This is a genomic window from Metapseudomonas resinovorans, assembly GCF_002003485.1.
GTDB lineage: Bacteria > Pseudomonadota > Gammaproteobacteria > Pseudomonadales > Pseudomonadaceae > Metapseudomonas > Metapseudomonas resinovorans_D.
This window is the reverse complement of record NZ_BDMA01000057.1, coordinates 253799-280283: the sequence shown is the minus strand read 5'-3', so window position 1 is coordinate 280283 and position 26485 is coordinate 253799. Positions and strand designations below refer to the sequence as shown.

Genomic DNA, 26485 nt, shown 5'->3' with positions numbered 1-26485 from the left:
CGAAGATCTGGGTCGGTGCGAAGGAACCGAAGTCGACGACGGTGCCGGCCCAGTCAAGGATGACGGCTTGCAGTTGGGTGGGTTGCTTGTAATGCATGGTGATGACTCCAGCGGATTGCAGGTTGGGCTAAGGGAATTCAGGACTTGGCCCCGGCCAGGGCCGGTTGACCGGTTGCCGGGAAGTTTTCCGGCGATTTCAAGGGTTGCGGGCGGCTGTTCCAGAAGGGCACCAGCATCAGGCTGGCCAGTAGCGCCGCGGCGGTGAACACCACGAATACGGTGGTGGTGTCGAAGTAGCCCGGCAGCAGGCCGCCGAGGATGGCGCCCACCGAGCCGCAGCCGTTGACGAAGCCTGCGGCGGTGCCGGCGGCTTCCTGGGTGCCGAAGTCGATGGCAGCGGAGCTGCTGATCATCGAATCCGGTCCGTAGAGGGTCATGCCCATCATGAACAGCAGGCCGACCACCAGGTACAGGCTGCCGCTCTGCATGGCCGGGACGAACAGCGCCAGGCACACGGTGAGGGCGATCAGGCTGAACACGCAGGCCGGCATACGGCGGGCACCGAAGAGCTTGTCCGAAGCGAGGCCGATCAGGATCGGACCCACCAGGCCAGCCAGCTCGAAGGCGGTGGGGACGATGGCGGAGGCGACCTTGCCGATGGCCGGCATGCGTTCGTAGACGATCACCGGGCCCCACAGCAGGATGGCGTAACGCGCGGGCTTCAACAGGAAGTAGGCGAGGCCGAGGACCAGCACGGTGCGGTTTTTAAGCACCTTGCGCAGGGCGACCCAGTGGCCTTCACGCGGCCCGTTGGTGCTGGCTTCCACTTCGACCGGCGCATGGCCGACGTCTTCTGGCTTGTTGCGTTGCAGGAAATAGAACAGCACCGCGACGACGCCCACCACCAGGGCGCTGGAGAGGAACGCCATGCGCCAGTCATGGAACACCTCGTAGGCCCACCAGCCGGCGAAGGGTGTGGCGACCAGGCCGCCGAACGCATAGCAGGTGCTCCAGTAGCCCAGGACACGACCGCGCTCGCCGGTGGCGAAGAAGCTCCCGATGTTCTTGCACAGACCCGACCAGCCGGTGGACTGCGCCAGACCCTGGACCACCATGCAGGTGGCGAAGATCGGCAGGGTGGCGAAGGTGCCCATGACAACGGCTACCAGGGCCGAAATCACCAGACCGCCGAGTACCACCACGCGTGGACCGAAACGGTCGGCGAAGATGCCCCAGGTGAACTGACCCACGGCGTAGGCGGCCAGGTAGAGGGCATCGAGGTTGGCCATCGCGGCCTTGTCGAGTTCGAAGTTCGGGTCTTCGCCAATGCCGAGCTTGGCGACGGAGAAGGCTTTCCGGGTGAAGTAGAAGGCGGCGTAGGCCAGCCAGGTGATGAGGAAGATCTGGACACGCCAGCGCTGGAGGGACTTCCAGCCGCTGTGCAAGGCACCTGCGTTGTTGTTCATGGTTTTCTGACCCCGTGTGGGTATGCCGGACAGTGCAAATAGGGAGGTTGTTGTTGTTTTACTGCTGGGCTGTCTAAACGCACGGCCTTGGTCAGATTGCAGCGGTCGTGGCGTCAGGCTGGTGGATGAGATTCGGCGTTGGTCTTGGCTCCTGCCCGGCGTGGCCGAGCGGTCGGTTTACTACGGAAATGTTTCAGAAAAAGGTCACCGCACCACGGCCCCGCTACCCGCAGCGGGAACCGTCTCAGGACGGTGGGTGACCTGGAATGGGCTGGCCTTTCGACTTAGGCAGCCGTTTGCTCGATCTCCACGCCCATCGCTTCCAGGGAGTCGGCGATGGCGCGCAGCAGTTGGCGGACGATGTGTTCGTCGATCTGGCCGATGCAGCCGATGCGGAAGCTCTCGGCCACGGTCAGCTTGCCGGGGTAGATGATGAAACTGCGGGCCTTCAGCTCCTCGTAGAAGCGCTTGAACTCGAAGTTCGGGTGCTCTGGGCTGAAGAAGGTGGTGATGATCGGCGACAGCCACTGGTCTTCCAGTAGGGTCTTGAAACCGATTTCGCGCATGCCGGCGACCAGCACATCGCGGTTGCGGCTGTAGCGCGCCAGGCGGCCGGCTACGCCACCTTCGGCAGCGTGCTGCTCCAGCGCCGCGCGGAAGGCCACCACGCTGTGGGTCGGCGGGGTGAAGCGCCACTGGCCGGTGCGCTCCATGTAGAGCCACTGCTCGTAGATGTCGAGGGCGAGGGAATGGGCGCGGCCCTTGGCGGCTTCCAGCACCGAGCGACGGATGATCACGAAGCCGAAGCCTGGGATGCCTTCGATGCATTTATTGGCGGAAGACACCAGCACGTCGAAGGCGATTTCGTTGATGGTCAGCGGGACCGCACCGAAAGAGCTCATGGCATCGACGATCAGGCTCTTGCCGTGGGCCTTCACCACGTCGGCGATTTCACGCAGTGGGTTGAGGATGCCGGAGCTGGTTTCGCAGTGGACCAGGAAGACGTTGGTGACGTCCGGGTTGGCCTTCAGCAGGGCGGCCACTTCGTCCGGTTGCGGCGGCAGATAGTCGCCCTTGTCCAGGGTGATGTAGGCGCGGCCGAGGTAATCGAGGGTCTTGGCGGCACGTTGGCCGTAGGCACCATTCATCAGGATCAGGCACTTGCCGTCACGGGGGATTGCCGTGGCGAGTGCGGCTTCCACCGAGAAGCTGCCGCTACCTTGCAGGGGCACGCAGGCGAAACTGTCGTCCTGCACACCGGCCATCGAGAGCAGTTCCTGGCGCACTTCGGCGGTTACCAGGTTGAAGGCGCCGTCCCACGAGCCCCAATCACGCAGCATGGCTTCCTTGGTGGCTTTGGAGGTGGTCAGCGGGCCGGGGGTCAGCAGGTAGGGCTCGCCGAGGGCGGGGGTTGCCAGCGGTTGGGTGTTGGTGGGGAATTCGGCTTTGGTCATGGTCGTCTCCAGCGTTGTTCTGGTGAGGGCGCGTTGCGATGGAGAGATAAAACCAATTCCCTAGAAATAAAAAAAATCGATTTATAGTATTTCAAAAATAAGTTGAGCTTATTTATCGAGGAGCAGGCGAATGGCGGTTTCCCAGGCACAGCTCAAGGCCTTCCACGCCGTGGCGGTGCACGGCAATTTCACCCGTGCGGCCGAGGCGCTGTTTCTCAGCCAACCGGCGGTTTCCGACCAGGTGCGCAAGCTAGAGGAGCGCTTCGGCATCCTGCTGTTCCACCGCAATAAGCGCTCGGTGCAACTGACCGACCTTGGCGAGCGCCTGCTGACCATTACCCAGCGGCTGTTCGCAGCGGAGTCCGAAGCGCAGGAACTGCTGTCCACCTCGCGCGCGCTGGAGACCGGCAGCCTGACCCTGGCGGTGGATTCGCCGGTGCACCTGTTGGCGCATATCGCGCGGTTCTGCGAGCGCTATCCGGGCATCCGCGTCAGCCTGGTCACGGGCAACAGCGATGAGTGCCTGCGCCGGCTGCAGGAGTACAAGGCGGACTTCGCCCTGCTGGGCCGCGTGGTGGAAGACGACAGCCTGATCACCCATGTGCTCAGCGCCGATCCGCTGGTGGCCTTCGTGGCTCACTCGCACCCCTGGGCGGCGCGTGAGTCGATCGTTCTCGCCGACCTGGAAGACATGCCGATGGTGCTGCGCGAGCGTGGTTCCATGACTCGACAGATACTCGAGGAAGAGATGCGCCGCGCCGGTATTGCCATCCGCCCGGCCATCGAAGTGGAGGGCCGCGAGGCGACCTTCGAGATGGTTGCTGCGGGCCTGGGCGTGGGGCTGGTTTCGGCGGCGGAAGTGGGGGCCAGCGCCAACGTGCATGTACTGCCGGTCCGCGATTGCCTGCAGCGCATGACGGAGACGCTGGTGTGCCTGCGCGAGCAGGGTTCGCGGCGCATCATCGAGACCTTTTTCGACATCGTGCGGTCGAACGGCGGCTAGCTGGTTCGCTTTCTCCTTGTAGGGGCGAATTCATTCGCCAAGGACCGCGTAGCGGTCCCCAAAGGCGCCCATGGCACGCCTTCGGCCTGCTTGGCGAATGAATTCGCCCCTACACCAGTCTCCTGGGGCTCCCAGAGGGGCCGCTGTGCTAACCTGCGACAAGTTTTTTCCGGGCCGGGGCGGCCCGTTTCAGAGGTCATCCATGCATATCCACATCCTCGGCATCTGCGGCACCTTCATGGGTTCGCTGGCGGTGCTGGCCAAGGAACTTGGCCACCGTGTCACCGGCTCCGACGCCAACGTCTACCCGCCCATGAGCACCCAGCTGGAGGCACAGGGAATCGAGTTGATGCAGGGGTACGAGCCGGCCCATCTGGAGCCCGCTCCAGACTTGGTGGTCGTCGGCAATGCCTTGTCCCGTGGCAACCCCGCCGTCGAGTACGTGCTGAACAAGGGCCTGCCCTATGTCTCCGGCCCGCAGTGGCTGGCCGACCATGTGCTGCAGGGGCGCTGGGTACTCGCGGTCGCCGGTACCCACGGCAAGACCACCACCACCAGCATGCTGGCCTGGGTGCTGGAGCATGCCGGCATGAGCCCGGGCTTCCTGATCGGCGGCGTTCCACAGAATTTCGGTGTCTCCGCACGCCTGGGCGGCACGCCCTTCTTCGTGGTGGAGGCCGACGAGTACGACAGCGCCTTCTTCGACAAGCGCTCCAAGTTCGTCCACTACCGCCCGCGCACCGCCATCCTCAATAACCTCGAGTTCGATCACGCGGACATCTTCCCCGACCTCGCCGCCATCGAACGCCAATTCCATCATCTGGTGCGGACCATCCCCGGCGAGGGGCTGGTCATCCACCCGACGTCCGATACCGCCCTCAAGCGCGTGTTGGACATGGGGTGCTGGACCCCGGTGCAGACCACTGGTGAAGGCGGTCAATGGCAGGCTCGCCTGCTGTCCGAAGACGGCTCGCGTTTCGACGTACTGTTCGAGGGTCAGGTCGCCGGCACCATAGACTGGGAACTGACCGGCCAGCACAACGTTGCCAATGCGCTCGCCACCCTGGCTGCGGCCCGCCATGTTGGCGTGGTGCCGGAGCTGGGTGTCGCCGCGTTGTCGGTCTTCAAGAGCGTCAAACGACGCATGGAGAAGGTGGCGGAAGTGAATGGCGTAACCATCTACGACGATTTCGCCCACCACCCGACCGCCATCGCCACCACCCTCGACGGCCTGCGCAAGCGCGTGGGCGACGCCCCGGTGATCGCGGTGATCGAGCCGCGCTCCAACTCCATGAAGCTCGGCGCCCACCGCGACGGCCTGCCGGACTCGGTGAAGCTGGCCGACCAGGTGTTCTGGTACGCGCCGCCGAACCTTGGCTGGGATCTGGCCGCCACCGTTGCCGGCTCCACTGTGCCGACCCAGGTGTGCGAGTCCCTGGAGTCCATCATCGAGGGGGTGAAGGCCATCGCCGCGCCCGGCACTCAGGTGGTGATCATGAGCAACGGCGGTTTCGGCGGTCTGCACGGCAAGCTGGCCTCGGCCCTGGCGGAGTGAGGCCATGAACGGACCGTCCCGCATCACCCTGGCAATGACTGGCGCCTCCGGCGCCCAGTACGGTCTGCGCCTACTGGATTGCCTGATTCAGGAAGACCGCGAGGTGCACTTCCTCATCTCGAAGGCGGCGCAGTTGGTGATGGCCACTGAAACCGACGTCACCCTGCCGGCCAAGCCCCAGTCCATGCAGGCCTTCCTCAGCGAGTACACCGGTGCCGCACCGGGTCAGATTCGCTGCTATGGCAAGGAAGACTGGATGTCTCCAGTGGCTTCCGGCTCCGGCGCGCCAGCGGCGATGGTGGTGGTGCCCTGTTCCACCGGGACGCTCTCGGCCATTGCCACCGGTGCCTGCAACAACCTGATCGAGCGCGCCGCCGACGTGACCCTGAAGGAGCGCCGCCAGCTGATCCTGGTGCCGCGCGAGGCGCCGTACTCCAGCATTCACCTGGAGAACATGCTCAAGCTGTCCAACCTCGGGGCGGTGATTGTGCCGGCCTCGCCGGGCTTCTATCACCAGCCGCAGACCATCGATGACCTGGTCGACTTCGTGGTGGCGCGCATCCTCAACTTGCTGGATATCCCCCAGGACATGCTGCCGCGTTGGGGCGAACACCATCAGGGCGTCGATGACTAAACCCTTCGCCGTTATCGCGCTGGCGCTGAGCCTTCTGCAAGGCTGCGCCAGTGTCGGGACCCTGAACGCCGCCAAGCCGGGCGCGCCGATCATCTATTCCGGCACCCGTCTGGACTGGTATTCGCTCAATGGCGGCTGCTGCCCCACGGACCGCTTCGGCGTCGAGCCGCCGGCCTACCCGGCACTGGACCTGCCCGCCAGTGCATTGCTGGATACGCTACTGCTGCCCTTCGCAGTGGCGGCGGAGTTGGGTGTGAGCCTGGGGGTAACGGGCGGGTATTGAACCTGTAGGGGCGAATTCATTCGCCAACCGGGCCGTAGGCTCGGCCCTCGGGTTTGCGGGGGATGCTGCGCATCCCTTGGCGAATGAATTCGCCCCTACAACAGAGCGAGATGTCGCTCTGATTCATTCCGGCTCCTGGCAGACGTCCACCCATTTCGCTTCCACCAGCTCGGCCATGTAGGCCGGGGTGATGCGCACTGCGCTGTGCACGGCACCTGCCGCTGGCACCACTTCATCGAAGGCTTGCAGGGACCGGTCGCAATAGACCGCCAGCGGGGTGGCTAGCCCGAACGGACAAACCCCGCCCACCGGATGACTAGTCAGGGCTTCCACCGTGTCGGCATCCAGCATCTTGGCCTTGGCGCCGAAGGTTTCCTTGAACTTGCGGTTGTCGATGCGGGCGTCGCCACGCGCTACCACCAGCACGGCATCCTCGCCTATGCGAAAGGCCAGGGTCTTGGCGATTCTGCCCGGTTCAACGCCATGGGCTTCAGCCGCCAAGGCGACAGTGGCTGTGCTGGTCTGCAATTCGATGATGTCGATTTCCGGCGCCTTCCCGGCGAAGAAGGCTCGGACCGATTCGAGGCTCATGGGGCGATCCCTCTGGATAAAGGTCGAATCCTTGTTCAGCCGCAAGCCGGCGTCAATCCGCCCAGCCGCGGTAGACGAAGGTCATGGGTTTCGGGCCGGGCAGGTAGCTGCTGTGCAGCTCGCCAATGTTGAATCCGCCCGTTTCGATCAGGCGCGGGATGTCGCGGTCGAGGTGACAGCCGCCGGCCAGCGGTTTCCACAACGGGGTGAGCCGGTGCTGCCAGCGCACCACGGACAGGTCTGGCGCCAGGCCGTGTTCGGCGAAATGCAGGCGTCCGCCGGGCTTGAGTACGCGACGCATTTCACGCAGGGCGGCGATTGCGTCCGGAATGGTGCAGAGGGTGAAGGTGCAGACGATGCTGTCGAAGCTGGCGTCGGCAGCCTGGATCTCGTCGAGCTCCAAAGCGATGGTGTCTACGGGGATCGCGATGGCCTCGGCGCGTCGACGCGCCAGGGCCTGCATTTGCGCAGCGGGGTCGACGCCGGTGACGCGGCTGACACGGGAGGAATCGTAGAAAGCAAGGTTGAGTCCGGTGCCGATGCCGATTTCCAGCACCTGGCCTTCAGCCTGGGGCACGACCAGGGAACGGGTCTTCATCACATGTCCCATGCCGCAGGCGAAGTCGATCAGGTGGGGCAGGATGTGGCGATCATAGAAGCCCATGCTGGCTGTCTCCGGCGAAGGACGCCGTCCACCTTAGCAGGGGTAAATCACAAGGGCGCGGGGATTTCGGCCATTGGCGGGTGTGCTCCCGCCGTTGTCAGCGCCCGAGGCGGCGCAGGTCGTCCGACTCGATGATGCGAATGCCGTCTTCCTCCTCCAGCGCCAGGCGCCAGAGTGCGCGGGCCAGGGTGCAGACGTCGATGCCGCGGAATTTGCCCGGCAGCCAGCGCATGAAGGCGGCGGCCAGGCGTTCGCCGAAGCGGAATTCACTGCGTGGCCCGATCAGCAGCGACGGGCGGGCTATGGTCAGTTGCGGCCAGTCCATTGCCTTGAGGGCTTCCTCCATCTCGCCCTTGACCTTGTTGTAGAAGATCGAGGATGCGCGGTTGGCGCCCAGCGCGCTGATCACGATGAAGTGCCGGGCGCCCAACTCGCGGGCGCGTTGGGCGAACGCCAGGACCAGGTCCAGGTCGACTGCGCGGAAAGCCTCCTGGGAGCCGGCCTGGCGGATGGTGCTGCCCAGGCAGCAGAAGGCGACGTCGACCCGTCCCTCCAATTGCGGCAGCAGTTCGGCCAGCGGACCGACGGGGTTCAGCAGGTGCGGGTGTTCAGCCAGCGGGCGCCGGGTCGGGGCCAGGACACGGGCTACCGTGGGTTCGTTGAGCAGGCGGTCGAGCAGGTGCTCGCCGGTCAATCCAGTGGCGCCGGCGAGCAGTATGGGCTGGGGCGTCAAATGCATGCTGTTTCTCCGCTGATACACACTGAGCTTAGTGACTAAGAGCGGTTTTGTCGGGGTCCTCGGCGCTCTGTGCGGTCAGGGCCTGTTCCGCCTGGTGTTCGCGAAGTGCACGCCAGCGCGCGGTGACACCCTTGGGCGCCCAGATCTGTGGTTCCGAGGCCTCGAAGTCGTCGGCCTTCTCGCGTTCGGCGACTTTCTCCCGGGCGATGCCGAATGCGCGCTCCAGATCGTCGGTTTCGCTGAAGGCGTCAGCGAACAGCGCACGGCCGAAGTAGGTGAAGTCATTCTCCTCGGAGCAGCCGAAGGACACACGATCGGTACGCGCAGCGGTCATGATCAGCGTTCTGTCGTCCTTGAGAGGTGGAATGAATCCGCCGGAGTAGCAGGCGGAGATCACCAGCACCTTGTACCTGTCCTTGAGAGGGGTGAGCAGGTCCGCGAGCTCCTGTGCCGGCAGGTGGCCCAGCTGAAGGCCGGGTTGCTCCAGGGCCAGTTCGTGGGTCGGTGAGCCGTGGCTGGTGAGGTAGATGAACACCAGGTCTTCCGGGCCGCTGCGCCTGGCGACGGCCTTGATCGCACGGGACAGGCTTTCTCGGGTGGCCAGTGGGCGGTCGGCCATGTGTTCGCGGTGATTGACCAGGGTGAGCTGACCGTGGGCGCCGAAGCGTTCGGCCAGGAGTCTGGAGACGTAATCCGCTTCACGCAGGAATACGCTCTGGCGGCCGTCGCCCGCGAGGGTGATGGAGTAAAGCTCCACCTCCGGCGTGGAGACCGGCAAGGCATCGATGGCCTGCTCGAGCAGGTGACCCTGGGCCAGCAGGCCGATTTCCAGCGGGTCGGGCAGGGCTTTGCCCTTTTCGTCGCGGATGCGGGACCCCTCCTGCCAGGTGCCGGTTTCCTGCTTGCCATCCGATCGCGTTAGGCTGCCACTCCCGCTGTAGAGTCCGTCGCTGAAGTTCCCCTGGTAACGGCTGCCGTCGGCCAGCGAAAGGATGCCTTCGCCCTGGTAGCGCCAGTGCCGGAAGTGCCCCAGGTAGTGGCTGCCGTCGGCTCCGGTGAATTCGCCCTGGCCAATCAGGTTGCCTTCCTTGAAGGTCCCACTCCAGACATCGTCGTCACCACTGGTGAAGCGCCCCTTGCCGTCGAACAGGCTGTTGCGGAACTCACCGATGTAACTGGAGCCGTCCTGGCCCTGATAGGCCCCTTGGCCCTCCAGCTGACCGCGTATGAAACGTCCGCTGAAACGGTTGCCGGCTTCATCGGTACGGACGCCTTCGCCCTCTGGCTGGCCGGCCTTGAAGAGGCCCTGGTAATTGCTGCCGTCGGTCCATTCGAGGATGCCGAAGCCCTGGTATTTGTCGTTGTGGAACTGGCCACGATAGGTGACTTCGCCCTGGCGCAGGGTGCCTTCGCCGTGGAACTGGTTCTGGGCGAAGCCGCCTTCGTAGGTAGTGCCGTTTCCGTATGCGAGGCGGCCCTGGCCATGGAACAGGCCCGCCTTGAATTCGCCGATGTAGACCAGACCGCCGGGCCCGTGCCATTCGCCCTGGCCCTCCGGCTGGCCATCCTTGAACTGACCTTCGAACCAGGTGCCGTTGTTGTAGTCGAGGCGGCCCGGCCCCTGCAGTAGGCCGTCGACCAGTTCGCCGCGGTAGCGTGAGCCATCCGGCAGGCGGGCGTCCGGCGGCGTCAGGGGTTCGCCCTCGCCGCAGGCTGCGAGCAGGATGGCGAGGGTGAGGGGCAGAAGCGGCTTCATCGGGGTGCTTGTCCTGGTCGGCATCTGCCTTTCAGTGTGGCGCAAAAAAGCCCGCGATTGCGGGCTTTTTTGGCGGCGAGGAGCGGCTCAGACGAAGCAGAGGCTGAGGGACTCGGCGATGTACGCGGGCTTCTGCTGGCCTTCGATCTCCAGGGTGCACAGGGCCTTGATTAGCCACTGGCCGGGGTTCTTCTCGTTGACGTCGATGACCTTCACGGCCAGGCGCACACGGGAGTCGACCTTGACCGGCTGGATGAAACGCACGCTGTCGAGGCCGTAGTTCACCACCATCTTCGCGCCTTCGGGCAGGACCAGCAGGCCGTCGATCAGCTTGGGAATCAGCGACAGGCTGAGGAAACCGTGGGCGATGGTGGAGCCGAAGGGCGTCTGCTTGGCGCGCTCCGGGTCGACATGGATGAACTGGTGGTCTTCGGTGCATTCGGCGAACTGGTTGATACGGTTCTGGTCGATGCTTATCCAGTCCGAGTGGCCGAGTTCCTTGCCAACGTAGTTCTTCAGTTCCGCTACTGGTACGAACGCCATACGTCATCCTCCGTGGATGCAGTGTTGTAATTCTTATTGATTCGGGGGTGAGCCCGGTCTTGCATGCAGCGCTTAGATCACCATGCCGGACCCGTCGGGTCAAGACGCCATGCCCCCTGCGAATGGCGGGTTATAGCGAGGCGTCGGGCGAGCCTATAATGCCCCCGTCCCGGCCGAGGCCCTGCCTGGCCGGACCTGACCCGTGGAGAATTTCATGCTGTTGCGCGGACTGACCTGGCTGGTGCTGTTCCAGCTGATCGGTAGCGGGCTCAATGCCCTGTTCCTGTCGATGCTGCCGGGGCCCATCATCGGCCTGGTGCTGCTGTTCCTCTACCTGCTGGCGCGCGGCGAAGTGAGCGAGTCGCTGAGCCTGGCTGCCAGCAGCCTGCTGCGCTACCTGCCGCTGCTGCTGGTGCCGCCGGCAGTGGGCGTGATGGTTTATGCGCAGGCCATCTGGGAGGATTTCTGGGCCATAGTCGGGGTGCTGGTGCTGTCCCTGCTGGCGACCTTCCTCTTCTGTGGCTGGATGATGCAGAAGCTCATCGATCGACAGGCAAATCGCCGGGAGGACACATGAGCCTCGACTGGCAAGCCGCGATACAGGCGATGGTGCATCACCCTCTGTTCGGCTTCGGCATGACCCTGGCGGCCTATCAATTGGCCCTGGCGGCATACGAAAAGACCCGCTGGGTATTCTTGCAGCCGGTGCTGCTGTCCATGCTGCTGCTGATCGGCGTGCTGCTGGCCTTCGGTATCACCTACCAGGAGTACCGTCAGAGCACGCAACTTCTGACGGTCTTCCTCGGTCCGGCCACTGTCGCGCTGGCCGTACCGCTCTTCCTCAACCTGCGGCGTATTCGCCAGCTGCTCTGGCCGACCCTGCTGACGCTGGTGTTCGGTGGGCTCTTCGCTACGCTGTCGGTAGCTGTACTGGGCTGGTGGTTCGGCACCGAGCGCATGGTCCTGATGACGCTGTTGCCGAAGTCGGTGACCTCGCCCATCGCCATGCTGGTGGCCGAGCAGCTTGGCGGCGTGGCGGCCCTGGCGGCGGTGTTCGTGCTGATCACCGGCGTGCTCGGCGCCATTCTCGGTCCGGAGCTGCTGCGCCGCTGCGGTGTGCGTCACCCGGCGGCACAGGGCATGGCCCTGGGACTCACCGCTCACGCCGTGGGCACCGCGCGGGCTTTGCAGGAAGGCGAGGAGTGCGGTGCGTTCGCCGCCCTGGCGATGAGCCTCATGGGTGTCGCCACAGCGGTGCTGCTGCCGCTCGCCGTTGCCATGATTGCTTGAGGTCGATGCATGAAGTTGCCGCTGTTTCCGCTCAACACCGTGCTGTTTCCGGGTTGCACGCTGGACTTGCAGATATTCGAGGCGCGCTACCTGGACATGCTGGGGCGCTGCATGAAGCAGGGCGAAGGCTTCGGCGTGGTCTGCATTCTTGAAGGCCAGGAAGTGGGCGAGGCGGCCAGTCGCTTCGCCGCCATCGGCTGCGAGGCGCTGATCCGCGACTGGCAGCAGCGTCCCAACGGTTTGCTGGGCATCCGCGTGGAAGGTGGGCGGCGCTTCCATGTGAGCAAGGCGGAAGTGCTGCGCGACCAACTGACCCTCGCTGAAGTCGAATGGCTGGCCGATGAGCCTGAGCGCCCCCTGCGCGGGGAGCATGCTGATCTGGCCGCATTGCTCAACGCCCTGGCCGAGCACCCCATGGTCCAGGGGCTGGGCATGGGCGGCGTGGTGGACGGGCAGCAGGCGCTGGCGAATCAGCTGTCCTACCTGCTGCCGTTCCACATCAAGGAAAAGATTCACCTGCTGACCCTGAGCGATCCCGACGAGCGCCTGGACTTCCTCCAGGGCCTGCTCGATCAGCTGCAGGGCGAATCCATCGCCTGACTACTTCCTGTCGTGCCTGGCGCAGCCGTTAGTAGGTGTAACGCGCCAGTGCTTCCGGCAGGGCCCAGGTGGCGACGCCGCCAAGCAGGGCCAGGCAGGCCGGCAGGATCAGCGCCCACACCCTCGCACTCATCGCCGTCAGTGGCGCCGCACGCTGCATCAGCGCGAGGCCGGCCGCCGAGATGCCGCCAGCCAGCAAAGCGCCGGCGAGGATGTCGGTGGGCCAGTGCACGCCGAGGTAGACCCGCGACAGGGCAATGGCCAGGGCCGGCAAGCAGGCCAGCAGCAGCCAGGTCAGGCGCAGGCGCCCCGGCTGGCCGCGCCCGGCCAGAACGCCCAGTACCAGGAAGAACGCGAAGGCCGCGGAGCTGTGGCCGCTGGGGAAACTGAAGGTGGTCAGCGGCTCGACCAGAACCTCGGGACGTGCGCGTGCGTAGAGGTGCTTGAGGCCGGTATTGGCCAACCCCGTGATCAGCAGGGTGCCGATGGCAAAGCAGGCTGGGCGCCACTGGCGCAGTAGCAGTAACAGGGCGCCGAGCAGCGCGCCGGCGAGCAACTGGGTCTCGAAGTCGCCGACACGAGTGACCAGCACCATCCAATGATCGAAACCATCCCGGCGCTGCTCCTGAACCAGCGCCATCAGTCCCTGGTCCAGGGCCTGCAGGTGTGGCCAGCCGATCAACAGGGCGCCTAGGGCCGCCAGGCACAGTCCGGCCGCCAATGGGTTGGCCGAGCGTTTCTCACGAAGCGTGCTGTGGATGATCAGACCGAGCATGGCGACGACCACGACTATCACGACCCCGGCTTCGCTCCAGAAACCTTCCGGCAGCGGCAGGCGCAATGCCGCCCCGGTGGCCCAGCCGGGAACCAGGTAGGCCACGGCCCAGCCAGCGGCCGCCAGCATGCTGACGGCGACGAAGCGGGGGAAGGGCATGTCGAGCATGCCCGCTACCATCGGCAACATGGGACGCAGCGGACCGATGTAGCGGCCCACCAGCAGGCTGGCGATGCCATAGCGCTGGAAGTAGTTCTCAGCGCCGGTGATCCATTCGGGGTGGCCGCGCAGCAAGGGCAGACGGCGGATGTTCTGGTGGAAGCGTCGCCCCAGGCCGTAGGAGATCAAGTCGCCCACCAGGCCGCCGCAGTAGGCCAGGAGGAGGGTCTGCCAGAGTTCCAGGGCGCCGCTGCCGGCCATCACGCCGACGGCGAACAGCAGCGCTACGCCCGGTACGACGATGCCGGCGATAGCCAGGCATTCGATGCAGGCGATCAGGAAGATGGCCAGGCCCAACCATTCCGGGTTGGCGCCAAGCCAGGCGGTGACCTGGTCGAACCATTGACTCATGCGTGTATGTCCTCGATCAGCGTGTAGTCGAATCCTTCGACCTGCCCGCGGCGCAGCGGGTTGCGTGTGCAATGGCGAGCATAGGCGGCATCGACGAAGCGGTAAGGCAGGTGTTCATCGCGGCCGTGGGGGATGCCCAGGCGCGCGGTCTGGATGATGCAGGCGGGACGTTCGTCGACGTCTTCGACGAACAGGCGCTGCCAGTCGAAGCGCTGGCCGTCCCAGTCAGGCACTTTCAGGCCAAGGGATTTGCACAGCAGCGTCTGGCCGGCGCAGAGGCGGTCGGCGGGGCGAGGCTGGCCCTGGGCGTCGGGGTTGTTGCGTTGCATGGCGGCCAGGGCGTCGGCGGGAGAGATGGCGTCCACCCAGGGATGCCCGGACTTGATCAGCACCGCGTTGCCGGCGCCGTGGGCGCTGAAGTTAAGCGAGTCGCCGCCACGGGAGTAGTACATATAGATGTGCCCGCCATCGAGAAACAGCGCGCGACGCTTGTGGGTGTAGCCGAGGGACGCGTGGCTGCCCTTGTCCACCAGGTAATAGGCCTCGGTCTCGATGATGCGGGCAGATAGCCAGCGGTCGCCTGCCCGGTGGCGGATCACCTTGCCCAGCAGCTCGCGGGCCACCAGTTGGGCATCGCGGTCGAAAAAGGCATCGGTCAGCGGGCGGGCACCCGGCCAGGGCAAACTAAGGATGGGATCGCAGGACATGGGGCTGTCGCAGGGTTACGGGTCGGAATAGGCTCGCGATTATACGGAAGCCTGCTGAGCCGAAGCTGAACGCCGGCGTCGGAATCGTCACGCAAAATAACAAGAGCCCGTTGCCATGTCCCGAGCTGCCCGTCTCGACAGTGCCCACATCACCCCCAGTGCGCACTACACCGGTTACGTCTGGTATCGCCACCAGCTTGCCGAAGCCCCCTTCGTTACGCCCTTCGGACGCTTCGCCCACGGCGTGCTGGCGCCAGTGAGCTGGGGCGCGCGGGTGGCCTTCGGGCTGGATGTCGAGCGCTTCCTGTTGCAGCGCCATCTGTTGATCGATGCGCTGTTGAGCGAGGCCATCGAGCAGCGCGGGGTGCGCCAGGTCGTGGAGATCGCCTGCGGTCTGTCGCCCCGGGGAAGGCGCTTCTGTTCCCGCTATCCGGAGCTGCGTTACCTGGAGGCCGACTTGCCACCCATGGCCGCACGCAAGCGCCTGCTGCTCCATGAAGAAGGCTGGCTGGGCGCGCGGCATCAGGTGCGCCCTGTGGATATCCTCGCCGAGCAGGGCGTGAACGACCTGCAGGCGCTGTTTTCCGGGCTGGATCATGACGCGCCGGTACTGGTGATCACCGAAGGGTTGGTGAACTACTTCGAACTGCCGGTGATAGAAGCCTTCTGGAGCCGGTTGGCGGACCAGCTGAAGCAGTTCCCGGCTGCCACCTACCTCACCGACCTCTATCCCGACCTGCGCGAGCATCCGCGCTATCGCCAGTTGCGCTGGGGCATCGATCTGGTAGGTCGGCTCACCCGAGGTCGCTATTACCTGCATTACCGGGGAGACGACGCCATAGTCGCGGGCTTTGAAGGCTGCGGCTTCGGGGAAGTCCGGGTGCATGATCCGAAGGAGCTGGAGTCGGCGCTGTCGGATGCCGGGCCGGCGCTGGTGAGGGTGGTGGAGGCGCGAACCTGAGGATGGACTGCTGATGTGGGAGCGAACTTGGGAGACCACGTCCTGAGTCACCTGTGACGATTCGAGTGACTGGGCTAACAGGATGCAGCCGATTCGGTAGGGTGCGCCGTGCGCACCAGCGGTTTTGTGCCGAAGCTGATCCCGGAATCGGTGCGCACAGCGCACCCTACGGTCCAGGCTGAGCTAAAGAAATCGACCTTGTGCCCGGGACGGGCGTCCCCTTCCAGGGGAATACCGCAATTCCATGTTCTACGTTCAGGCGTAGGCCACCACCTGTGGCTCGGTCTGTACCACCTGGGCCGCCAGCGCGTCGCTGGCCTGCGCATCGGTGTGGGGGAAGACCAGCGCGAGGCAATCGCCCTCATGACGCAAGGGCAGGGCATCCAGTTCCGGCAGATCGCCGGCCTGTAGGCGCCAACCACGCGAGGGCAGTGCGCTCGGCAGGTTGCCGGCCAGCAGGCCGCCGAAGAAGCCCAGTTCGTTGACTTCCACCGGCCACTCGCCTGCTTCGTCGTGAAGCAGCCGGCCGCGCCGGTTCAATGGGGCCAGGCGCAGTTCCTGCCGTCGTTCCAGGCGGTCCAGACGATTGCGGGCCAGGCGCGTGGCACCAGGGGCGGCAAGGGGCAGGGTGCTACCGAGGAGGAACGGACGGTAGAAGCTGGCGCAGGCCTCGCGCTGTTCGAACTGGGCGAGGTGATCGCCATTGTGGATAAGTGCGCAGTCGGCATCGGCGCAGGCAGCGGCGAAGCCCGCGTGCTCCCAGGGCTGGGTGAAGTGATCGAACTCGCCGGCCAGCACCAGGGTGGGGCAAGCCGGGTGGCGCGCGAAGCCTTGAAAGTCCAGCAGACGCTGGCTGTTTTGCCGGTATCGTTCGAGTTCCTGCGGGGAAAGGCGCTGCATCTGTCGCAAAAGTGCCTTGCGAAAGACCGGCGAGATTCCGGTTTCCTCCAGGCGCAGGGGATTGATCAGACCGGTCAGGGCGCCTTGGGCAAAGCGCTGGACCTGGCCTTCGGCTAGCAGGTCCAGGCTTTCTTCCAGCATGCGGCGGGCGCCGGGGCGGCCGAACGCGGTGATTCCAGCGAGCAGCAGGCGTGCGCAATGCCGTGGATGGCGAACCGCGAACAGGGCTGCCAGAGCGGAGCCATAGGACAGGCCGATTGGCATCAACGGCGGTAGCCGGAGTTCTTCGGCGAAGGCTGCGATCAGGTCAGCCAGCTGTTCGAGCGAAAGTTCGGGCGCCAGTTGCAGGTTGCCACCCTGGCTCGGGAGATCGAGCAGGATCACCGGGTGGCGGGGCAACAGCTCCTGCACCTCGGAGACGAAGGAGCGGAAGCTCTGGAAGGCGCCGCCAAGCATCAGGATCGGCTCGCGAGTGTCTTCGGCGTGCTGGGAGAAGGCCTGGTAGTGCAGGGTCCAGGTGCCGACCTGGAGGATGCGGGGTGCATCATTCAGGTGCTGGGGGGCGAAGTCGGTCTGGTAACGCATGGCGGATTCTCCGGCGCCGGGGGGCGCTTCTTGTTCTTCTGCGACGACTGCGATTGGAAGGTAAACAGCGGAGACACTTTTGTTTACCCAACCTTCGGGCGGGCGCGGTGGCCGGGTGTCACCGTCCAGACCGCGGCCCGCTTGGGCCGAGGTTTGCGTCGTTACCGAAAAAGGCCCGTGGAATGGCCTGTCTACCATCCGCCCGGCGCCGCTGGGCGCGGGCGAGCGCGGCCGCTATAATCAGCCGCTTTCCTTTCGCCAGAACCCGAGACCATGACCGAGTCCGTTCTCGATTACATGACCCGCCTTGGCCGCGCCGCACGCGCCGCCTCGCGTGTGGCCGCCCGTGCCAGCACCGCGCAGAAGAACCGCGCCCTGCTGGCTGCCGCCGATGCCCTGGATGCAGCTCGTGCCGAGCTGTCCACCGCCAATGAGCAGGACCTGGCCAATGGCCGGGCCAATGGCCTCGAGCCAGCTATGCTCGATCGCCTGGCACTCACCCCGGCGCGCATCGACGACATGATCGAGGGCCTGCGTCAGGTCGCCACCCTGCCGGACCCCATCGGCGAGATCCGCGACATGCGTTACCTGCCGTCCGGTATCCAGGTGGGCAAGATGCGCGTACCGCTGGGTGTGATCGGGATCATCTACGAATCGCGGCCGAACGTGACCATCGATGCCGCCAGCCTTTGCCTGAAGTCCGGCAACGCCACCATCCTGCGCGGCGGTTCCGAGGCCATTCATTCCAACCAGGCCATCGCCCGCTGCATCCAGACGGGCCTGGCCGAAGCCGGTTTGCCGAGCGAGCTGGTGCAAGTGGTGGAAACCACCGACCGTGCTGCCGTGGGCGCGCTGATCAGCATGCCGGAGTTCGTCGACGTGATCGTCCCGCGCGGCGGCAAGGGCCTGATCGAGCGCATCAGCCGCGAGGCCAAGGTGCCGGTGATCAAGCACCTGGACGGCATCTGCCACGTCTACATCGATGTTGCTGCCGACCTGGACAAGGCGATCCGCGTGGCCGACAACGCCAAGACCCAGCGCTATGCGCCGTGCAACACCATGGAAACCCTGCTGGTGCACGAGGCTATCGCCGCCCGCGTATTGCCGCCCCTGGCCGCCATCTATCGCGACAAGGGTGTGGAATTGCGCGGCGACGCCGCCACCCGCGCCCTGCTGGGCAAGGACGTGTTGGAGGCGACCGAAGAAGATTGGCGCACCGAGTACAACGCGCCGATCCTCTCGATCCGCATCGTCGACGGCCTGGACCAGGCCATCGAGCACATCAATGCCTACGGCTCGCAACACACCGACGCGATCATCACCGAGAACTTCAGTGATGCCCGGCGCTTCCTCACCGAAGTGGATTCCGCTTCGGTGATGGTCAACGCCTCGACCCGCTTCGCCGACGGTTTCGAGTACGGCCTGGGCGCGGAGATCGGCATCTCCACCGACAAGCTGCACGCACGTGGGCCGGTCGGTCTGGAAGGCCTGACCAGCGAGAAGTACGTGGTCTTCGGCGACGGTCACGTACGCACCTGATGGGCAAGCGCATCGGTCTCTTCGGCGGCACGTTCGATCCTGTGCACATCGGTCATCTGCGCAGCGCCGTCGAGGTGGCCGAGCAGTTCGGCTTCGACGAGCTGCGCCTGATTCCCAGTGCGCGGCCGCCGCACCGCGACAGCCCGCGAGTGTCCGCTGCGCAGCGTCTGGAGATGGTGCGGCTGGCCGTGGCCGGAGTAGCGCCGCTGGTGGTGGACGACCGTGAGCTCAAGCGCGAGCGGCCGTCCTGGACCATCGAGACGCTGGAGTCCCTGCGTGCCGAATTGGACGCCGATGACCAGCTGTTCCTGCTGGTCGGCTGGGATGCCTTCTGTGGACTGCCGAGCTGGCATCGCTGGAGTGAGCTGCTCGACCATTGCCACATCCTGGTCCTGCAACGTCCGGATGCCGACAGCGAGGCTCCGGAAGACCTGCGTGACCTGTTGGCGGCGCGTAGCGCCGTCGACCCGCAATCCCTACAGGGGCCGGCCGGGCAGATAGCCTTCGTCTGGCAGACCCCCTTGGCAATTTCCGCCACCCAGATTCGCCAATTGCTGGGGGAGGGGCGCTCGGCGCGCTTTCTCGTGCCCGACGCCGTATTGGCCTATATCCATGCGCACGACCTTTACCGTGCGCCGAACTGATTCACTGAGGTAGTTGAACCCGATGCAAAACGAAGAACTCGTCAAGGTCGCAATCGCGGCCCTGGAAGACCTGAAAGGTCAGGAAATCACCACCATCGACGTACGCGGCAAGACCAGCATCACCGACTTCATGGTGATTGCCAGCGGTACCTCCGGCCGTCACGTCAAATCCATGGCCGAGAACGTGCTGGAGAAGGTCAAGGAACAAGGCGTGCGTCCCCTGGGCAGCGAAGGCCTGGACGGCGGCGAGTGGGCCCTGTTGGACCTGGGCGATGTCGTGGTGCATGTGATGCAAGTCGCCACCCGCCAGTTCTACGACCTGGAGCGCCTGTGGCAGGGCGCTGAGCAGAGCCGCGCGCACCACAGCCACGAGTAAGCGGGGCGTCCCTTGCGTCTACGTCTGATCGCTGTTGGCACGCGGATGCCGCGCTGGGTGGAAGAGGGTTGGCACGAGTACGTCAAGCGCCTGCCTTCCGAGCTCAGCCTGGAACTGGTGGAAATTCCCCTGACCACGCGCGGCAAGAATGCCGACGTGGCGCGGATGATCCGCCAGGAGGGCGAGGCCATGCTGGCCAAGGTTCAGCCGGGGGAACGCATCGTGACCCTGGAAGTCCAAGGTCGGCCCTGGAGTACTGAGCAACTGGCTGCCGAGCTGGACCGCTGGCGTCTCGATTCGCGCACCGTCAACCTCATGGTCGGCGGCCCGGAAGGGCTGGCGCCGGAGGTTTGCGCGCGCAGCGAGCAGCGTTGGTCGCTGTCGCCGCTGACATTGCCGCATCCGCTGGTTCGCATCCTCATCGGCGAGCAGATCTATCGCGCCTGGACTGTGCTGTCCGGCCATCCCTATCACAAGTAAGCCCTGTCCATGCCGCAGCCGATTCGCCTGAAAGACCATGAGAAGGACGCCCGCCTGGTGCGTCGGCGCGTGGTCGTGGGCGCGGTGGCGGTGCTGCTGCTGACCTGCGTGCTGATCGCCCGTCTCTATTACCTGCAGGTGATCCAGTACGAGTACCACTCGACGCTGTCCGAGAACAATCGCGTCCATGTGCAGCCGATTCCGCCCACGCGGGGGCTGATCTTCGACCGCAATGGCGTGATCATCGCGGACAACCGGCCCAGCTTCAGTCTCAGCGTCACGCGCGAACGGGCTGCCGACTGGGAGAAAACCCTCGACGTGATCGTCGAGGTGCTGCAACTGACGCCGGATGATCGCGCACTGTTCGAGAAGCGTATGCGGCAGGGGCGTCGGCCGTTCGAGCCGGTTCCCATCCTGTTCGAGCTGACCGAAGAACAGATCGCCCGCGTGGCGGTGAACCAGTTCCGTCTGCCAGGCGTCGACGTCGTGGCGCAGTTGGTGCGCCACTATCCGCAGGGCGCGCATTTCGCCCATTCCGTGGGCTATGTCGGCCGGATCAACGAGAAAGAGCTCAAGCAGCTCGATCCGGTGAACTACAGCGGTACCCACCACATCGGCAAGACCGGCATCGAGCGCTTCTACGAAGACCAGTTGCACGGCGAAGTGGGTTACGAGGAAGTCGAGACCAACGCCCGTGGCCGCGTGCTGCGTGTGCTCAAGCGGACCGACCCGAAACCCGGCAAGGATCTGGTCCTGACCCTCGATGTGCGCCTGCAGGAGGCGGCCGAGCAAGCCCTGGCGGGTCGGCGTGGCGCCATCGTCGCCATCGAACCGTCCTCTGGCGACGTGCTGGCGATGGTCAGCCAGCCCAGCTTCGACCCCAACCCCTTCGTCACCGGCATCAGCTTCAAGGCCTATGCCGAGTTGCGCGACTCCATCGATCGGCCGCTCTACAACCGCGTGTTGCGCGGTCTGTACCCGCCAGGTTCGACCATCAAACCGATGGTGGCTGTGTCCGGCCTGGACGCAGGCGTGGTGACGCCCGCCTCCCGCGTGTTCGACCCGGGCTTCTACCAACTGCCGAACTACGACCACAAATACCGTAACTGGAACCGCAGTGGCGACGGCTGGGTGAACATGGAGACCGCGATCATGCGGTCAAATGACACCTACTTCTACGATCTTGCGCATAAAATGGGCATCGATCGCCTGCATGACTACATGAGCCGCTTCGGCTTCGGGCAGCGCGTGGCCCTCGATATGTTCGAGGAATCCTCCGGCCTGATGCCGTCGCGCGACTGGAAGCGAGCCCGTTATCGCCAGGCGTGGTATCCGGGCGAAACCCTCATTCTCGGCATCGGCCAGGGCTACATGCAGTCCACGCCGCTGCAACTCGCCCAGGCTGTGGCGCTGATGGCCAACCGTGGCAAGTGGATCCGTCCGCACCTGGCGAAGACCATCGAGGGCCGGCCGCCGATCGACCCGAGCCCGATGCCGGACATCATCCTGCGCGACCCGAAATACTGGGATGCCGGCCGCAACGGCATGGAACAGGTGGTCCACGGTGCGCGGGGTACGGCGCACAAGGTCGGCGCCTCCTCCGTCTACCGTATCGCCGGCAAGTCCGGTACCGCCCAGGTGGTGGCCATCAAGCAGGGCGAGAAGTACGACCGCTCCAAGGTGCAGGAGCGCCACCGTGACCATGCCCTGTTCGTCGCCTTCGCCCCGGCTGAAGATCCGAAGATCGCCGTGGCGGTGATGGTGGAGAACGGCGAGTCCGGCTCGGGCGTTGCCGCACCTGTGGTCAAGCAGGTGATGGATGCCTGGCTCCTCGGCGACGACGGCCAGTTGAAACCCGAGTTCCGGCCACCGCAACCGCTGGCCGAGCAGCAGAGCGCCATTCGATGAACAGCAACTTCGACCGCACCATCTCCAAGGAGGACGTGCTCAAGCGCCGCGCCACCCTCCTGCAGCGCCTGCACATCGATGGCTGGCTGCTGCTGATCATCCTGATGCTCGCGGCCGGCAGCCTGTTCGTCCTCTACTCGGCAAGCGGCAAGCACTGGGACCTGCTGATGAAGCAGGCCAGCTCCTTCGGTCTGGGGATCGGCGCGATGATCGTCATCGCCCAGTTCGAGCCGCGCTTCATGGCCCGTTGGGTGCCTCTGGCCTACGTGGTCGGAGTCGCATTGCTGGGGGTTGTGGAAATCATGGGGCACACGGCGATGGGGGCCACCCGCTGGATCAACATCCCCGGCGTGATCCGCTTCCAGCCCTCGGAATTCATGAAGATCATCATGCCGGCGACCATCGCCTGGTACCTGTCGCGGCACAACCTTCCACCCAAGCTCAAGCACATCGCCATCAGCCTGGTGCTGATCCTGATGCCCTTCGTGTTGATCCTGAAGCAGCCCGACCTCGGCACCGCCTTGCTGATCCTGGCGTCCGGCGCCTTCGTGCTGTTCATGGCCGGCCTGCAGTGGCGCTGGATCGCCGGCGCGGTGGCTGCGGTGGTGCCGGTGGCGGTGGCCATGTGGTACTTCGTGCTGCACGACTACCAGAAGCAGCGTGTACTGACCTTCCTCGATCCGGAGAGCGACCCGCTGGGTACCGGCTGGAACATCATCCAGTCCAAGGCCGCGATCGGATCGGGCGGGGTGTTCGGCAAGGGCTGGCTGCTGGGCACCCAGTCGCACCTGGATTTTTTGCCCGAAAGCCACACGGACTTTATCATTGCCGTCCTCGGCGAAGAGTTCGGCCTGGTAGGCGCCTGCCTGCTGCTTCTGGTCTACCTGCTCCTGATCGGCCGTGGCCTGGTGATCACCGCCCAGGCGCAGACCCTGTTCGGCAAGTTGCTGGCAGGCAGTCTGACCATGACCTTCTTCGTATACGTGTTCGTCAACATCGGCATGGTCAGTGGACTGCTGCCGGTCGTGGGGGTGCCCCTGCCCTTCATTAGCTACGGCGGAACCCATCTGGTGACGCTGCTGTCAGGGTTTGGGGTGTTGATGGCGATCCATACCCATCGCAAATGGATCGCCCAGGTTTGAAACGAGTGAATGATTTGAAAGCACTGCGCAAATGGATGCAGTTGGCAGCCTCCGGGGCTGCCCTGGTGGGACTGCTGGGGGCAGCCGCACCTGCATTTTCCGGGGACTATGAGGGATCGCCGCAGGTGGCCGAGTTCGTCGCCGAGATGACCCGTGACTACGGTTTCGCTGGCGAGCAACTGGTGGACCTGTTCCGTGAAGTGGAACGCAAGCAGTCCATCCTCGACGCCATTTCCCGCCCTGCGGAACGGGTCAAGCCCTGGAAGGACTACCGCCCGATCTTCATCACCCCGGCACGCATCCAGAAGGGCGTCACCTTCTGGAACCAGCATGCCGAGGCCCTGGCCCGTGCCGAGAAGGAATACGGCGTGCCGGCCCAGGTCATCGTCGCGATCATCGGCGTCGAGACCTTCTATGGCGGCAACACTGGCAACTTCCGTGTGATCGATGCGCTGTCCACCCTCGGCTTCGATTACCCGCCGCGTGCCGACTTCTTCCGCAAGCAGCTCAAGGAGTTCCTCCTGCTGGCTCGCGAAGAACAGGTCGATCCGCTGATGCTCAAAGGCTCCTACGCCGGCGCCATGGGCCTGCCGCAGTTCATGCCAAGCAGCTTCCGCGCCTATGCCGTGGACTTCGACGGCGACGGTCACATCGACATCTGGAACAACCCGGTGGATGCCATCGGCAGCGTCGCCAGCTACTTCAAACGCCACGGCTGGGTGCACGGTGCCCCGGTGGTCAGCCGTGCCCAGGTTCGCGGTGATCGAATCGACGAAGGGTTGACCCAGGGACTGGACCCGGTGAAGAACGTCGGCGATCTTAGGACGCTGGGCTGGGCAAGCAGCGACGCACTGCGCGATGATGTGCCGGTTACGGCTTTCAGGCTGGAGGGTGACGAGGGGGCGGAGTACTGGATGGGACTGCCGAACTTCTACGTCATTACCCGCTACAATCGCAGCGCGATGTATGCCATGGCAGTGCATCAGCTATCCGAACTGCTGGTCAACGCAAGGGGCGGGCGTTAACCGATGCCACAAACGATAAGAGTCGCTGTCTACGGCGCCGTAGCATTGTTGCTGGCCAGCTGCTCGAGCAGCCGAGCGCCGGAACCGGTCCAACCGGGCGGGCAGATTTCTGGTCCTGGAGACTATGCGCGTCCCCACAGGGACGGCGCGCCATGGTGGGACGTCGATGTCTCGCGCATTCCCGATGCCGTGCCGATGCCGCATTACGGCTCGATCAAGGCCAATCCTTATACCGTGCTGGGCAAGACCTACTACCCGATGAATGACGCGCGTCGTTATCAGGCGGTAGGCACGGCGTCCTGGTACGGCACCAAGTTCCATGGCCAGGCCACCGCCAATGGCGAGGCCTATGACCTCTACGGTATGACCGCCGCGCACAAGACCCTGCCGCTGCCGAGCTATGTCCGTGTGACCAATCTCGACAACGGCCGCAACGTCATTCTGCGGGTCAACGACCGTGGTCCGTTCTATTCCGATCGCATCATCGACCTGTCCTTCGCCGCGGCGAAGAAGCTTGGCTACGCCGAGACCGGTACCGCCCGCGTCAAGGTCGAGGGCATCGATCCCCATGAGTGGTGGGCTGCCCAGGGGCGTCCGGTGCCCATGGTCCTCGCCCAGCCGAAGATGGCTGCACAGGCGAAACCTCAAGCTCAACCCCAGCCTGTCGTGCAGGTCGCCAGCGCGCCGATCGAGCAGTACACCCCGCCGCCGCAGCAACATGCCGCCGCCGTGCTGCCCGTGCAGATCGACGCAAAAAAAAACGATTCACTCGCAGCGTCTGGCCTGTATCTCCAGGTGGGCGCCTTCGCCAATCCGGACGCTGCGGAACTCCTCAAGGCCAAGCTGAGCGAGACGGTGAGTGCACCAGTCTTCATCAGCTCGGTCGTGCGCAACCAGCAGATACTGCACCGGGTACGCCTGGGGCCGATCGGAACTCAGGGTGAGGCACAAGAGGTGCAAAACTCCGTGCGCCTGGCCAACCTCGGCCAACCCACCCTGGTGAAGCCGGACTGACGGCTTCTTCTTTGCCCGCAAGGGCCTGATAGACCATTAGCTATTTCTCAGAGAGACGGATGAACATCTTCAGTTTTGCCAAACGCGTACTTCTGCCCGCAGCCCTGCTCATCGTCGCGCCGGTCTCCATGGCGGCCCAGCAGATCATCCCGTCGCCGCCGCAACTGGCCGCCAAATCCTATGTGCTGATGGACGCCCAGAGCGGCCAGGTCCTGGTCGAGAACAACGGCGACCAGCGTCTGCCTCCGGCGAGTCTGACCAAGCTGATGACCGCCTACATCGCCACCCTGGAGATCCGCAAGGGCCAGATCGGCGAGAGCGACCCGGTGACCATCAGTGAGCACGCCTGGCGCACCGGCGGTTCGCGCATGTTCGTCCAGGTGAACACCCAGGTGACCCTGAGCGACCTGCTGCACGGCATCATCATCCAGTCGGGCAACGACGCCAGCGTGGCCGTGGCCGAGCACATCGCCGGCAGCGAAGACGCTTTCGCCGACATGATGAACACCACCGCCGAGAAGCTCGGCATGGCCGGCAGCCACTTCATGAACGCCACCGGCCTGCCCAATCCTGAGCACTATTCCACCGCTCACGATATGGCCACCCTGGCCCGCGCGATCATCTACGAAGACCCGACTCACTACGCCATCTACTCCCAGAAGGAATTCTTCTGGAACAACATCAAGCAGCCCAACCGCAACCTGCTGCTGTGGCGCGACAAGACCGTCGACGGCCTGAAAACCGGCCACACCGACGAGGCCGGCTACTGCCTGGTGGCGTCCGCCGTACGTGACAACATGCGTCTGATCGCCGTGGTGTTCGGCACCAACAGCGAGCAGGCCCGTGCCGCCGAAACCCAGAAGCTGCTGACCTACGGCTTCCGCTTCTTCGAAACCCAGACCTTCTATCAGAAGGGCGCCGAACTGGCGAAAGCCCAGGTGTGGAAGGGCGCTGTCCGCGAAGCCAAGGCGGGCCTGGCCCAGGACCTGACGCTGACCCTGCCGAAAGGCCAGGCCAAGAAGCTGCAGGCCAGCATGACCTTGAATCCGCAACTGATCGCCCCCATCAAGCAGGGTGACGTGATCGGCAAGGTGGAGGTCAAGATGGAAGACCAGGTTGTCCACAGTGCCGATCTGATCGCCCTCGAGACCGTCGAGGAAGGTGGTTTCTTCCGCCGCCTGTGGGATAGCATCCGCCTGTTCTTCTACGGCCTGTTCAACTGACCAACTGAGCCGACGCCTCGCACCCTGTACGGGAACGAGGCGTCCGCATCGCGGATCA

General features: G+C 64.8%; 27 protein-coding genes and 1 pseudogene. 17 read left to right on the top strand and 11 right to left on the bottom strand.

Annotation, left to right across the window (positions count from 1 at the left end; all coding sequences use genetic code 11):
- The 3 genes and pseudogenes from MnOB_RS28620 to MnOB_RS16180 all read right to left on the bottom strand — a co-directional run.
- Positions 1–97: pseudogene (locus tag MnOB_RS28620) on the bottom strand (phosphonoacetaldehyde hydrolase); the annotation flags it as partial.
- Positions 98–137: 40 nt separating this feature from the next.
- On the bottom strand, positions 138–1466 hold the full coding sequence (locus tag MnOB_RS16185; RefSeq protein WP_077525236.1) for an MFS transporter: 1329 nt from the start codon (positions 1464–1466) through the stop codon (positions 138–140).
- A gap of 284 nt (positions 1467–1750) precedes the next feature.
- Positions 1751–2920: a 2-aminoethylphosphonate--pyruvate transaminase gene (locus MnOB_RS16180; RefSeq protein WP_077525235.1), complete on the bottom strand. Its 1170-nt coding sequence runs from the start codon at positions 2918–2920 to the stop codon at positions 1751–1753.
- 130 nt (positions 2921–3050) lie between these two features.
- Between MnOB_RS16180 and MnOB_RS16175 the strand changes: the two genes are divergently transcribed.
- The 4 genes from MnOB_RS16175 (at position 3051) to MnOB_RS16155 (ending at position 6395) form a co-directional block, all read left to right on the top strand.
- Positions 3051–3923, top strand: a complete 873-nt coding sequence (locus MnOB_RS16175; RefSeq protein WP_077525234.1) for a LysR substrate-binding domain-containing protein — start codon at positions 3051–3053, stop codon at positions 3921–3923.
- A gap of 202 nt (positions 3924–4125) precedes the next feature.
- A complete protein-coding gene (gene mpl, locus MnOB_RS16165) occupies positions 4126–5478 on the top strand; it encodes a UDP-N-acetylmuramate:L-alanyl-gamma-D-glutamyl-meso-diaminopimelate ligase (RefSeq protein ID WP_077525232.1) in 1353 nt (450 codons plus the stop codon).
- Positions 5479–5482: 4 nt separating this feature from the next.
- Entirely contained in the window at positions 5483–6112 is a 630-nt protein-coding gene (ubiX, locus tag MnOB_RS16160) for a flavin prenyltransferase UbiX (protein ID WP_077525231.1), read from the top strand.
- Positions 6105–6395 carry a YceK/YidQ family lipoprotein gene (locus tag MnOB_RS16155; RefSeq protein ID WP_077525230.1) on the top strand — a complete coding sequence of 97 codons (291 nt, stop codon included), beginning with the start codon at positions 6105–6107 and terminating at the stop codon, positions 6393–6395. Before ubiX ends, MnOB_RS16155 begins: the two co-directional genes overlap by 8 nt.
- 123 nt (positions 6396–6518) lie before the next feature.
- Here MnOB_RS16155 and MnOB_RS16150 read toward each other — a convergent pair whose 3' ends face one another.
- The 5 genes from MnOB_RS16150 to MnOB_RS16130 form a co-directional block, all read right to left on the bottom strand.
- A complete protein-coding gene (locus MnOB_RS16150; protein ID WP_077525229.1) occupies positions 6519–6986 on the bottom strand; it encodes a YbaK/EbsC family protein in 468 nt (155 codons plus the stop codon).
- Between the two features lie 52 nt (positions 6987–7038).
- A complete protein-coding gene (locus tag MnOB_RS16145) occupies positions 7039–7650 on the bottom strand; it encodes a class I SAM-dependent methyltransferase (RefSeq protein WP_077525228.1) in 612 nt (203 codons plus the stop codon).
- Positions 7651–7747: 97 nt separating this feature from the next.
- Complete coding sequence (locus MnOB_RS16140) at positions 7748–8389, bottom strand: oxidoreductase (RefSeq protein WP_077525227.1); 642 nt, start codon at positions 8387–8389, stop codon at positions 7748–7750.
- A 28-nt stretch (positions 8390–8417) separates the two neighbouring features.
- The gene (locus MnOB_RS16135; RefSeq protein WP_077525226.1) at positions 8418–10145 is read right to left on the bottom strand and encodes a C13 family peptidase; all 1728 of its coding nucleotides are present in this window, start codon (positions 10143–10145) and stop codon (positions 8418–8420) included.
- Positions 10146–10232: 87 nt separating this feature from the next.
- Positions 10233–10688, bottom strand: coding sequence for a MaoC family dehydratase (locus MnOB_RS16130; RefSeq protein WP_077525225.1), 456 nt, complete (start codon positions 10686–10688; stop codon positions 10233–10235).
- Between the two features lie 214 nt (positions 10689–10902).
- On the opposite strand from MnOB_RS16130, the gene MnOB_RS16125 reads away from it, so the two are divergent.
- Genes MnOB_RS16125 through MnOB_RS16115 form a run of 3 tightly spaced genes read left to right on the top strand, consistent with a single transcriptional unit; the run spans position 10903 to position 12578 of the window.
- Positions 10903–11265 carry a CidA/LrgA family protein gene (locus MnOB_RS16125; protein ID WP_077525224.1) on the top strand — a complete coding sequence of 121 codons (363 nt, stop codon included), beginning with the start codon at positions 10903–10905 and terminating at the stop codon, positions 11263–11265.
- Positions 11262–11978, top strand: a complete 717-nt coding sequence (locus tag MnOB_RS16120; RefSeq protein ID WP_077525223.1) for an LrgB family protein — start codon at positions 11262–11264, stop codon at positions 11976–11978. Before MnOB_RS16125 ends, MnOB_RS16120 begins: the two co-directional genes overlap by 4 nt.
- 9 nt (positions 11979–11987) lie before the next feature.
- Entirely contained in the window at positions 11988–12578 is a 591-nt protein-coding gene (locus MnOB_RS16115) for an LON peptidase substrate-binding domain-containing protein (RefSeq protein ID WP_077525222.1), read from the top strand.
- Positions 12579–12606: 28 nt separating this feature from the next.
- On the opposite strand, the gene MnOB_RS16110 is transcribed toward MnOB_RS16115, so the two are convergent.
- On the bottom strand, positions 12607–13923 hold the full coding sequence (locus tag MnOB_RS16110) for a bifunctional DedA family/phosphatase PAP2 family protein (RefSeq protein WP_077525221.1): 1317 nt from the start codon (positions 13921–13923) through the stop codon (positions 12607–12609).
- Positions 13920–14630: a DNA-3-methyladenine glycosylase gene (locus MnOB_RS16105; protein WP_077525220.1), complete on the bottom strand. Its 711-nt coding sequence runs from the start codon at positions 14628–14630 to the stop codon at positions 13920–13922. The genes MnOB_RS16110 and MnOB_RS16105 overlap by 4 nt, the downstream gene beginning before the upstream one ends.
- Before the next feature lie 115 nt (positions 14631–14745).
- On the opposite strand from MnOB_RS16105, the gene MnOB_RS16100 reads away from it, so the two are divergent.
- On the top strand, positions 14746–15591 hold the full coding sequence (locus MnOB_RS16100) for a class I SAM-dependent methyltransferase (protein ID WP_077525219.1): 846 nt from the start codon (positions 14746–14748) through the stop codon (positions 15589–15591).
- A gap of 255 nt (positions 15592–15846) precedes the next feature.
- On the opposite strand, the gene MnOB_RS16095 is transcribed toward MnOB_RS16100, so the two are convergent.
- Positions 15847–17076 carry an alpha/beta fold hydrolase gene (locus tag MnOB_RS16095; protein ID WP_077525218.1) on the bottom strand — a complete coding sequence of 410 codons (1230 nt, stop codon included), beginning with the start codon at positions 17074–17076 and terminating at the stop codon, positions 15847–15849.
- A 273-nt stretch (positions 17077–17349) separates the two neighbouring features.
- Between MnOB_RS16095 and MnOB_RS16090 the strand changes: the two genes are divergently transcribed.
- The 9 genes from MnOB_RS16090 to MnOB_RS16050 are packed head-to-tail and all read left to right on the top strand — an operon-like array spanning position 17350 to position 26427.
- Positions 17350–18615 carry a glutamate-5-semialdehyde dehydrogenase gene (locus MnOB_RS16090; RefSeq protein WP_077525217.1) on the top strand — a complete coding sequence of 422 codons (1266 nt, stop codon included), beginning with the start codon at positions 17350–17352 and terminating at the stop codon, positions 18613–18615.
- Positions 18615–19259 carry a nicotinate-nucleotide adenylyltransferase gene (gene nadD, locus MnOB_RS16085; RefSeq protein ID WP_077525216.1) on the top strand — a complete coding sequence of 215 codons (645 nt, stop codon included), beginning with the start codon at positions 18615–18617 and terminating at the stop codon, positions 19257–19259. Before MnOB_RS16090 ends, nadD begins: the two co-directional genes overlap by 1 nt.
- A gap of 22 nt (positions 19260–19281) precedes the next feature.
- Complete coding sequence (gene rsfS, locus MnOB_RS16080) at positions 19282–19635, top strand: ribosome silencing factor (RefSeq protein ID WP_077525215.1); 354 nt, start codon at positions 19282–19284, stop codon at positions 19633–19635.
- 12 nt (positions 19636–19647) lie between these two features.
- The gene (rlmH, locus tag MnOB_RS16075; RefSeq protein ID WP_044872302.1) at positions 19648–20115 is read left to right on the top strand and encodes a 23S rRNA (pseudouridine(1915)-N(3))-methyltransferase RlmH; all 468 of its coding nucleotides are present in this window, start codon (positions 19648–19650) and stop codon (positions 20113–20115) included.
- A 9-nt stretch (positions 20116–20124) separates the two neighbouring features.
- Entirely contained in the window at positions 20125–22023 is a 1899-nt protein-coding gene (mrdA, locus tag MnOB_RS16070) for a penicillin-binding protein 2 (RefSeq protein WP_077525214.1), read from the top strand.
- Positions 22020–23165: a rod shape-determining protein RodA gene (rodA, locus tag MnOB_RS16065; RefSeq protein ID WP_077525213.1), complete on the top strand. Its 1146-nt coding sequence runs from the start codon at positions 22020–22022 to the stop codon at positions 23163–23165. The genes mrdA and rodA overlap by 4 nt, the downstream gene beginning before the upstream one ends.
- 35 nt (positions 23166–23200) lie before the next feature.
- Positions 23201–24190, top strand: coding sequence for a lytic murein transglycosylase B (mltB, locus tag MnOB_RS16060; RefSeq protein ID WP_077525256.1), 990 nt, complete (start codon positions 23201–23203; stop codon positions 24188–24190).
- 3 nt (positions 24191–24193) lie between these two features.
- A complete protein-coding gene (locus MnOB_RS16055; protein WP_077525212.1) occupies positions 24194–25204 on the top strand; it encodes a septal ring lytic transglycosylase RlpA family protein in 1011 nt (336 codons plus the stop codon).
- A 59-nt stretch (positions 25205–25263) separates the two neighbouring features.
- A complete protein-coding gene (locus MnOB_RS16050) occupies positions 25264–26427 on the top strand; it encodes a D-alanyl-D-alanine carboxypeptidase family protein (protein WP_077525211.1) in 1164 nt (387 codons plus the stop codon).
- Positions 26428–26485 lie beyond the last annotated feature (58 nt).

Bases quoted from the DNA above. Each gene is read 5' to 3' on its own strand.
- MnOB_RS16185 (WP_077525236.1), bottom strand. From the start codon at position 1,466: ATGAACAACAACGCAGGTGCCTTGCACAGCGGCTGGAAGTCCCTCCAG.
- MnOB_RS16180 (WP_077525235.1), bottom strand. From the start codon at position 2,920: ATGACCAAAGCCGAATTCCCCACCAACACCCAACCGCTGGCAACCCCC.
- MnOB_RS16175 (WP_077525234.1), top strand. From the start codon at position 3,051: ATGGCGGTTTCCCAGGCACAGCTCAAGGCCTTCCACGCCGTGGCGGTG.
- mpl (WP_077525232.1), top strand. From the start codon at position 4,126: ATGCATATCCACATCCTCGGCATCTGCGGCACCTTCATGGGTTCGCTG.
- ubiX (WP_077525231.1), top strand. From the start codon at position 5,483: ATGAACGGACCGTCCCGCATCACCCTGGCAATGACTGGCGCCTCCGGC.
- MnOB_RS16155 (WP_077525230.1), top strand. From the start codon at position 6,105: ATGACTAAACCCTTCGCCGTTATCGCGCTGGCGCTGAGCCTTCTGCAA.
- MnOB_RS16150 (WP_077525229.1), bottom strand. From the start codon at position 6,986: ATGAGCCTCGAATCGGTCCGAGCCTTCTTCGCCGGGAAGGCGCCGGAA.
- MnOB_RS16145 (WP_077525228.1), bottom strand. From the start codon at position 7,650: ATGGGCTTCTATGATCGCCACATCCTGCCCCACCTGATCGACTTCGCC.
- MnOB_RS16140 (WP_077525227.1), bottom strand. From the start codon at position 8,389: ATGCATTTGACGCCCCAGCCCATACTGCTCGCCGGCGCCACTGGATTG.
- MnOB_RS16135 (WP_077525226.1), bottom strand. From the start codon at position 10,145: ATGAAGCCGCTTCTGCCCCTCACCCTCGCCATCCTGCTCGCAGCCTGC.
- MnOB_RS16130 (WP_077525225.1), bottom strand. From the start codon at position 10,688: ATGGCGTTCGTACCAGTAGCGGAACTGAAGAACTACGTTGGCAAGGAA.
- MnOB_RS16125 (WP_077525224.1), top strand. From the start codon at position 10,903: ATGCTGTTGCGCGGACTGACCTGGCTGGTGCTGTTCCAGCTGATCGGT.
- MnOB_RS16120 (WP_077525223.1), top strand. From the start codon at position 11,262: ATGAGCCTCGACTGGCAAGCCGCGATACAGGCGATGGTGCATCACCCT.
- MnOB_RS16115 (WP_077525222.1), top strand. From the start codon at position 11,988: ATGAAGTTGCCGCTGTTTCCGCTCAACACCGTGCTGTTTCCGGGTTGC.
- MnOB_RS16110 (WP_077525221.1), bottom strand. From the start codon at position 13,923: ATGAGTCAATGGTTCGACCAGGTCACCGCCTGGCTTGGCGCCAACCCG.
- MnOB_RS16105 (WP_077525220.1), bottom strand. From the start codon at position 14,630: ATGTCCTGCGATCCCATCCTTAGTTTGCCCTGGCCGGGTGCCCGCCCG.
- MnOB_RS16100 (WP_077525219.1), top strand. From the start codon at position 14,746: ATGTCCCGAGCTGCCCGTCTCGACAGTGCCCACATCACCCCCAGTGCG.
- MnOB_RS16095 (WP_077525218.1), bottom strand. From the start codon at position 17,076: ATGCGTTACCAGACCGACTTCGCCCCCCAGCACCTGAATGATGCACCC.
- MnOB_RS16090 (WP_077525217.1), top strand. From the start codon at position 17,350: ATGACCGAGTCCGTTCTCGATTACATGACCCGCCTTGGCCGCGCCGCA.
- nadD (WP_077525216.1), top strand. From the start codon at position 18,615: ATGGGCAAGCGCATCGGTCTCTTCGGCGGCACGTTCGATCCTGTGCAC.
- rsfS (WP_077525215.1), top strand. From the start codon at position 19,282: ATGCAAAACGAAGAACTCGTCAAGGTCGCAATCGCGGCCCTGGAAGAC.
- mrdA (WP_077525214.1), top strand. From the start codon at position 20,125: ATGCCGCAGCCGATTCGCCTGAAAGACCATGAGAAGGACGCCCGCCTG.
- rodA (WP_077525213.1), top strand. From the start codon at position 22,020: ATGAACAGCAACTTCGACCGCACCATCTCCAAGGAGGACGTGCTCAAG.
- mltB (WP_077525256.1), top strand. From the start codon at position 23,201: ATGCAGTTGGCAGCCTCCGGGGCTGCCCTGGTGGGACTGCTGGGGGCA.
- MnOB_RS16055 (WP_077525212.1), top strand. From the start codon at position 24,194: ATGCCACAAACGATAAGAGTCGCTGTCTACGGCGCCGTAGCATTGTTG.
- MnOB_RS16050 (WP_077525211.1), top strand. From the start codon at position 25,264: ATGAACATCTTCAGTTTTGCCAAACGCGTACTTCTGCCCGCAGCCCTG.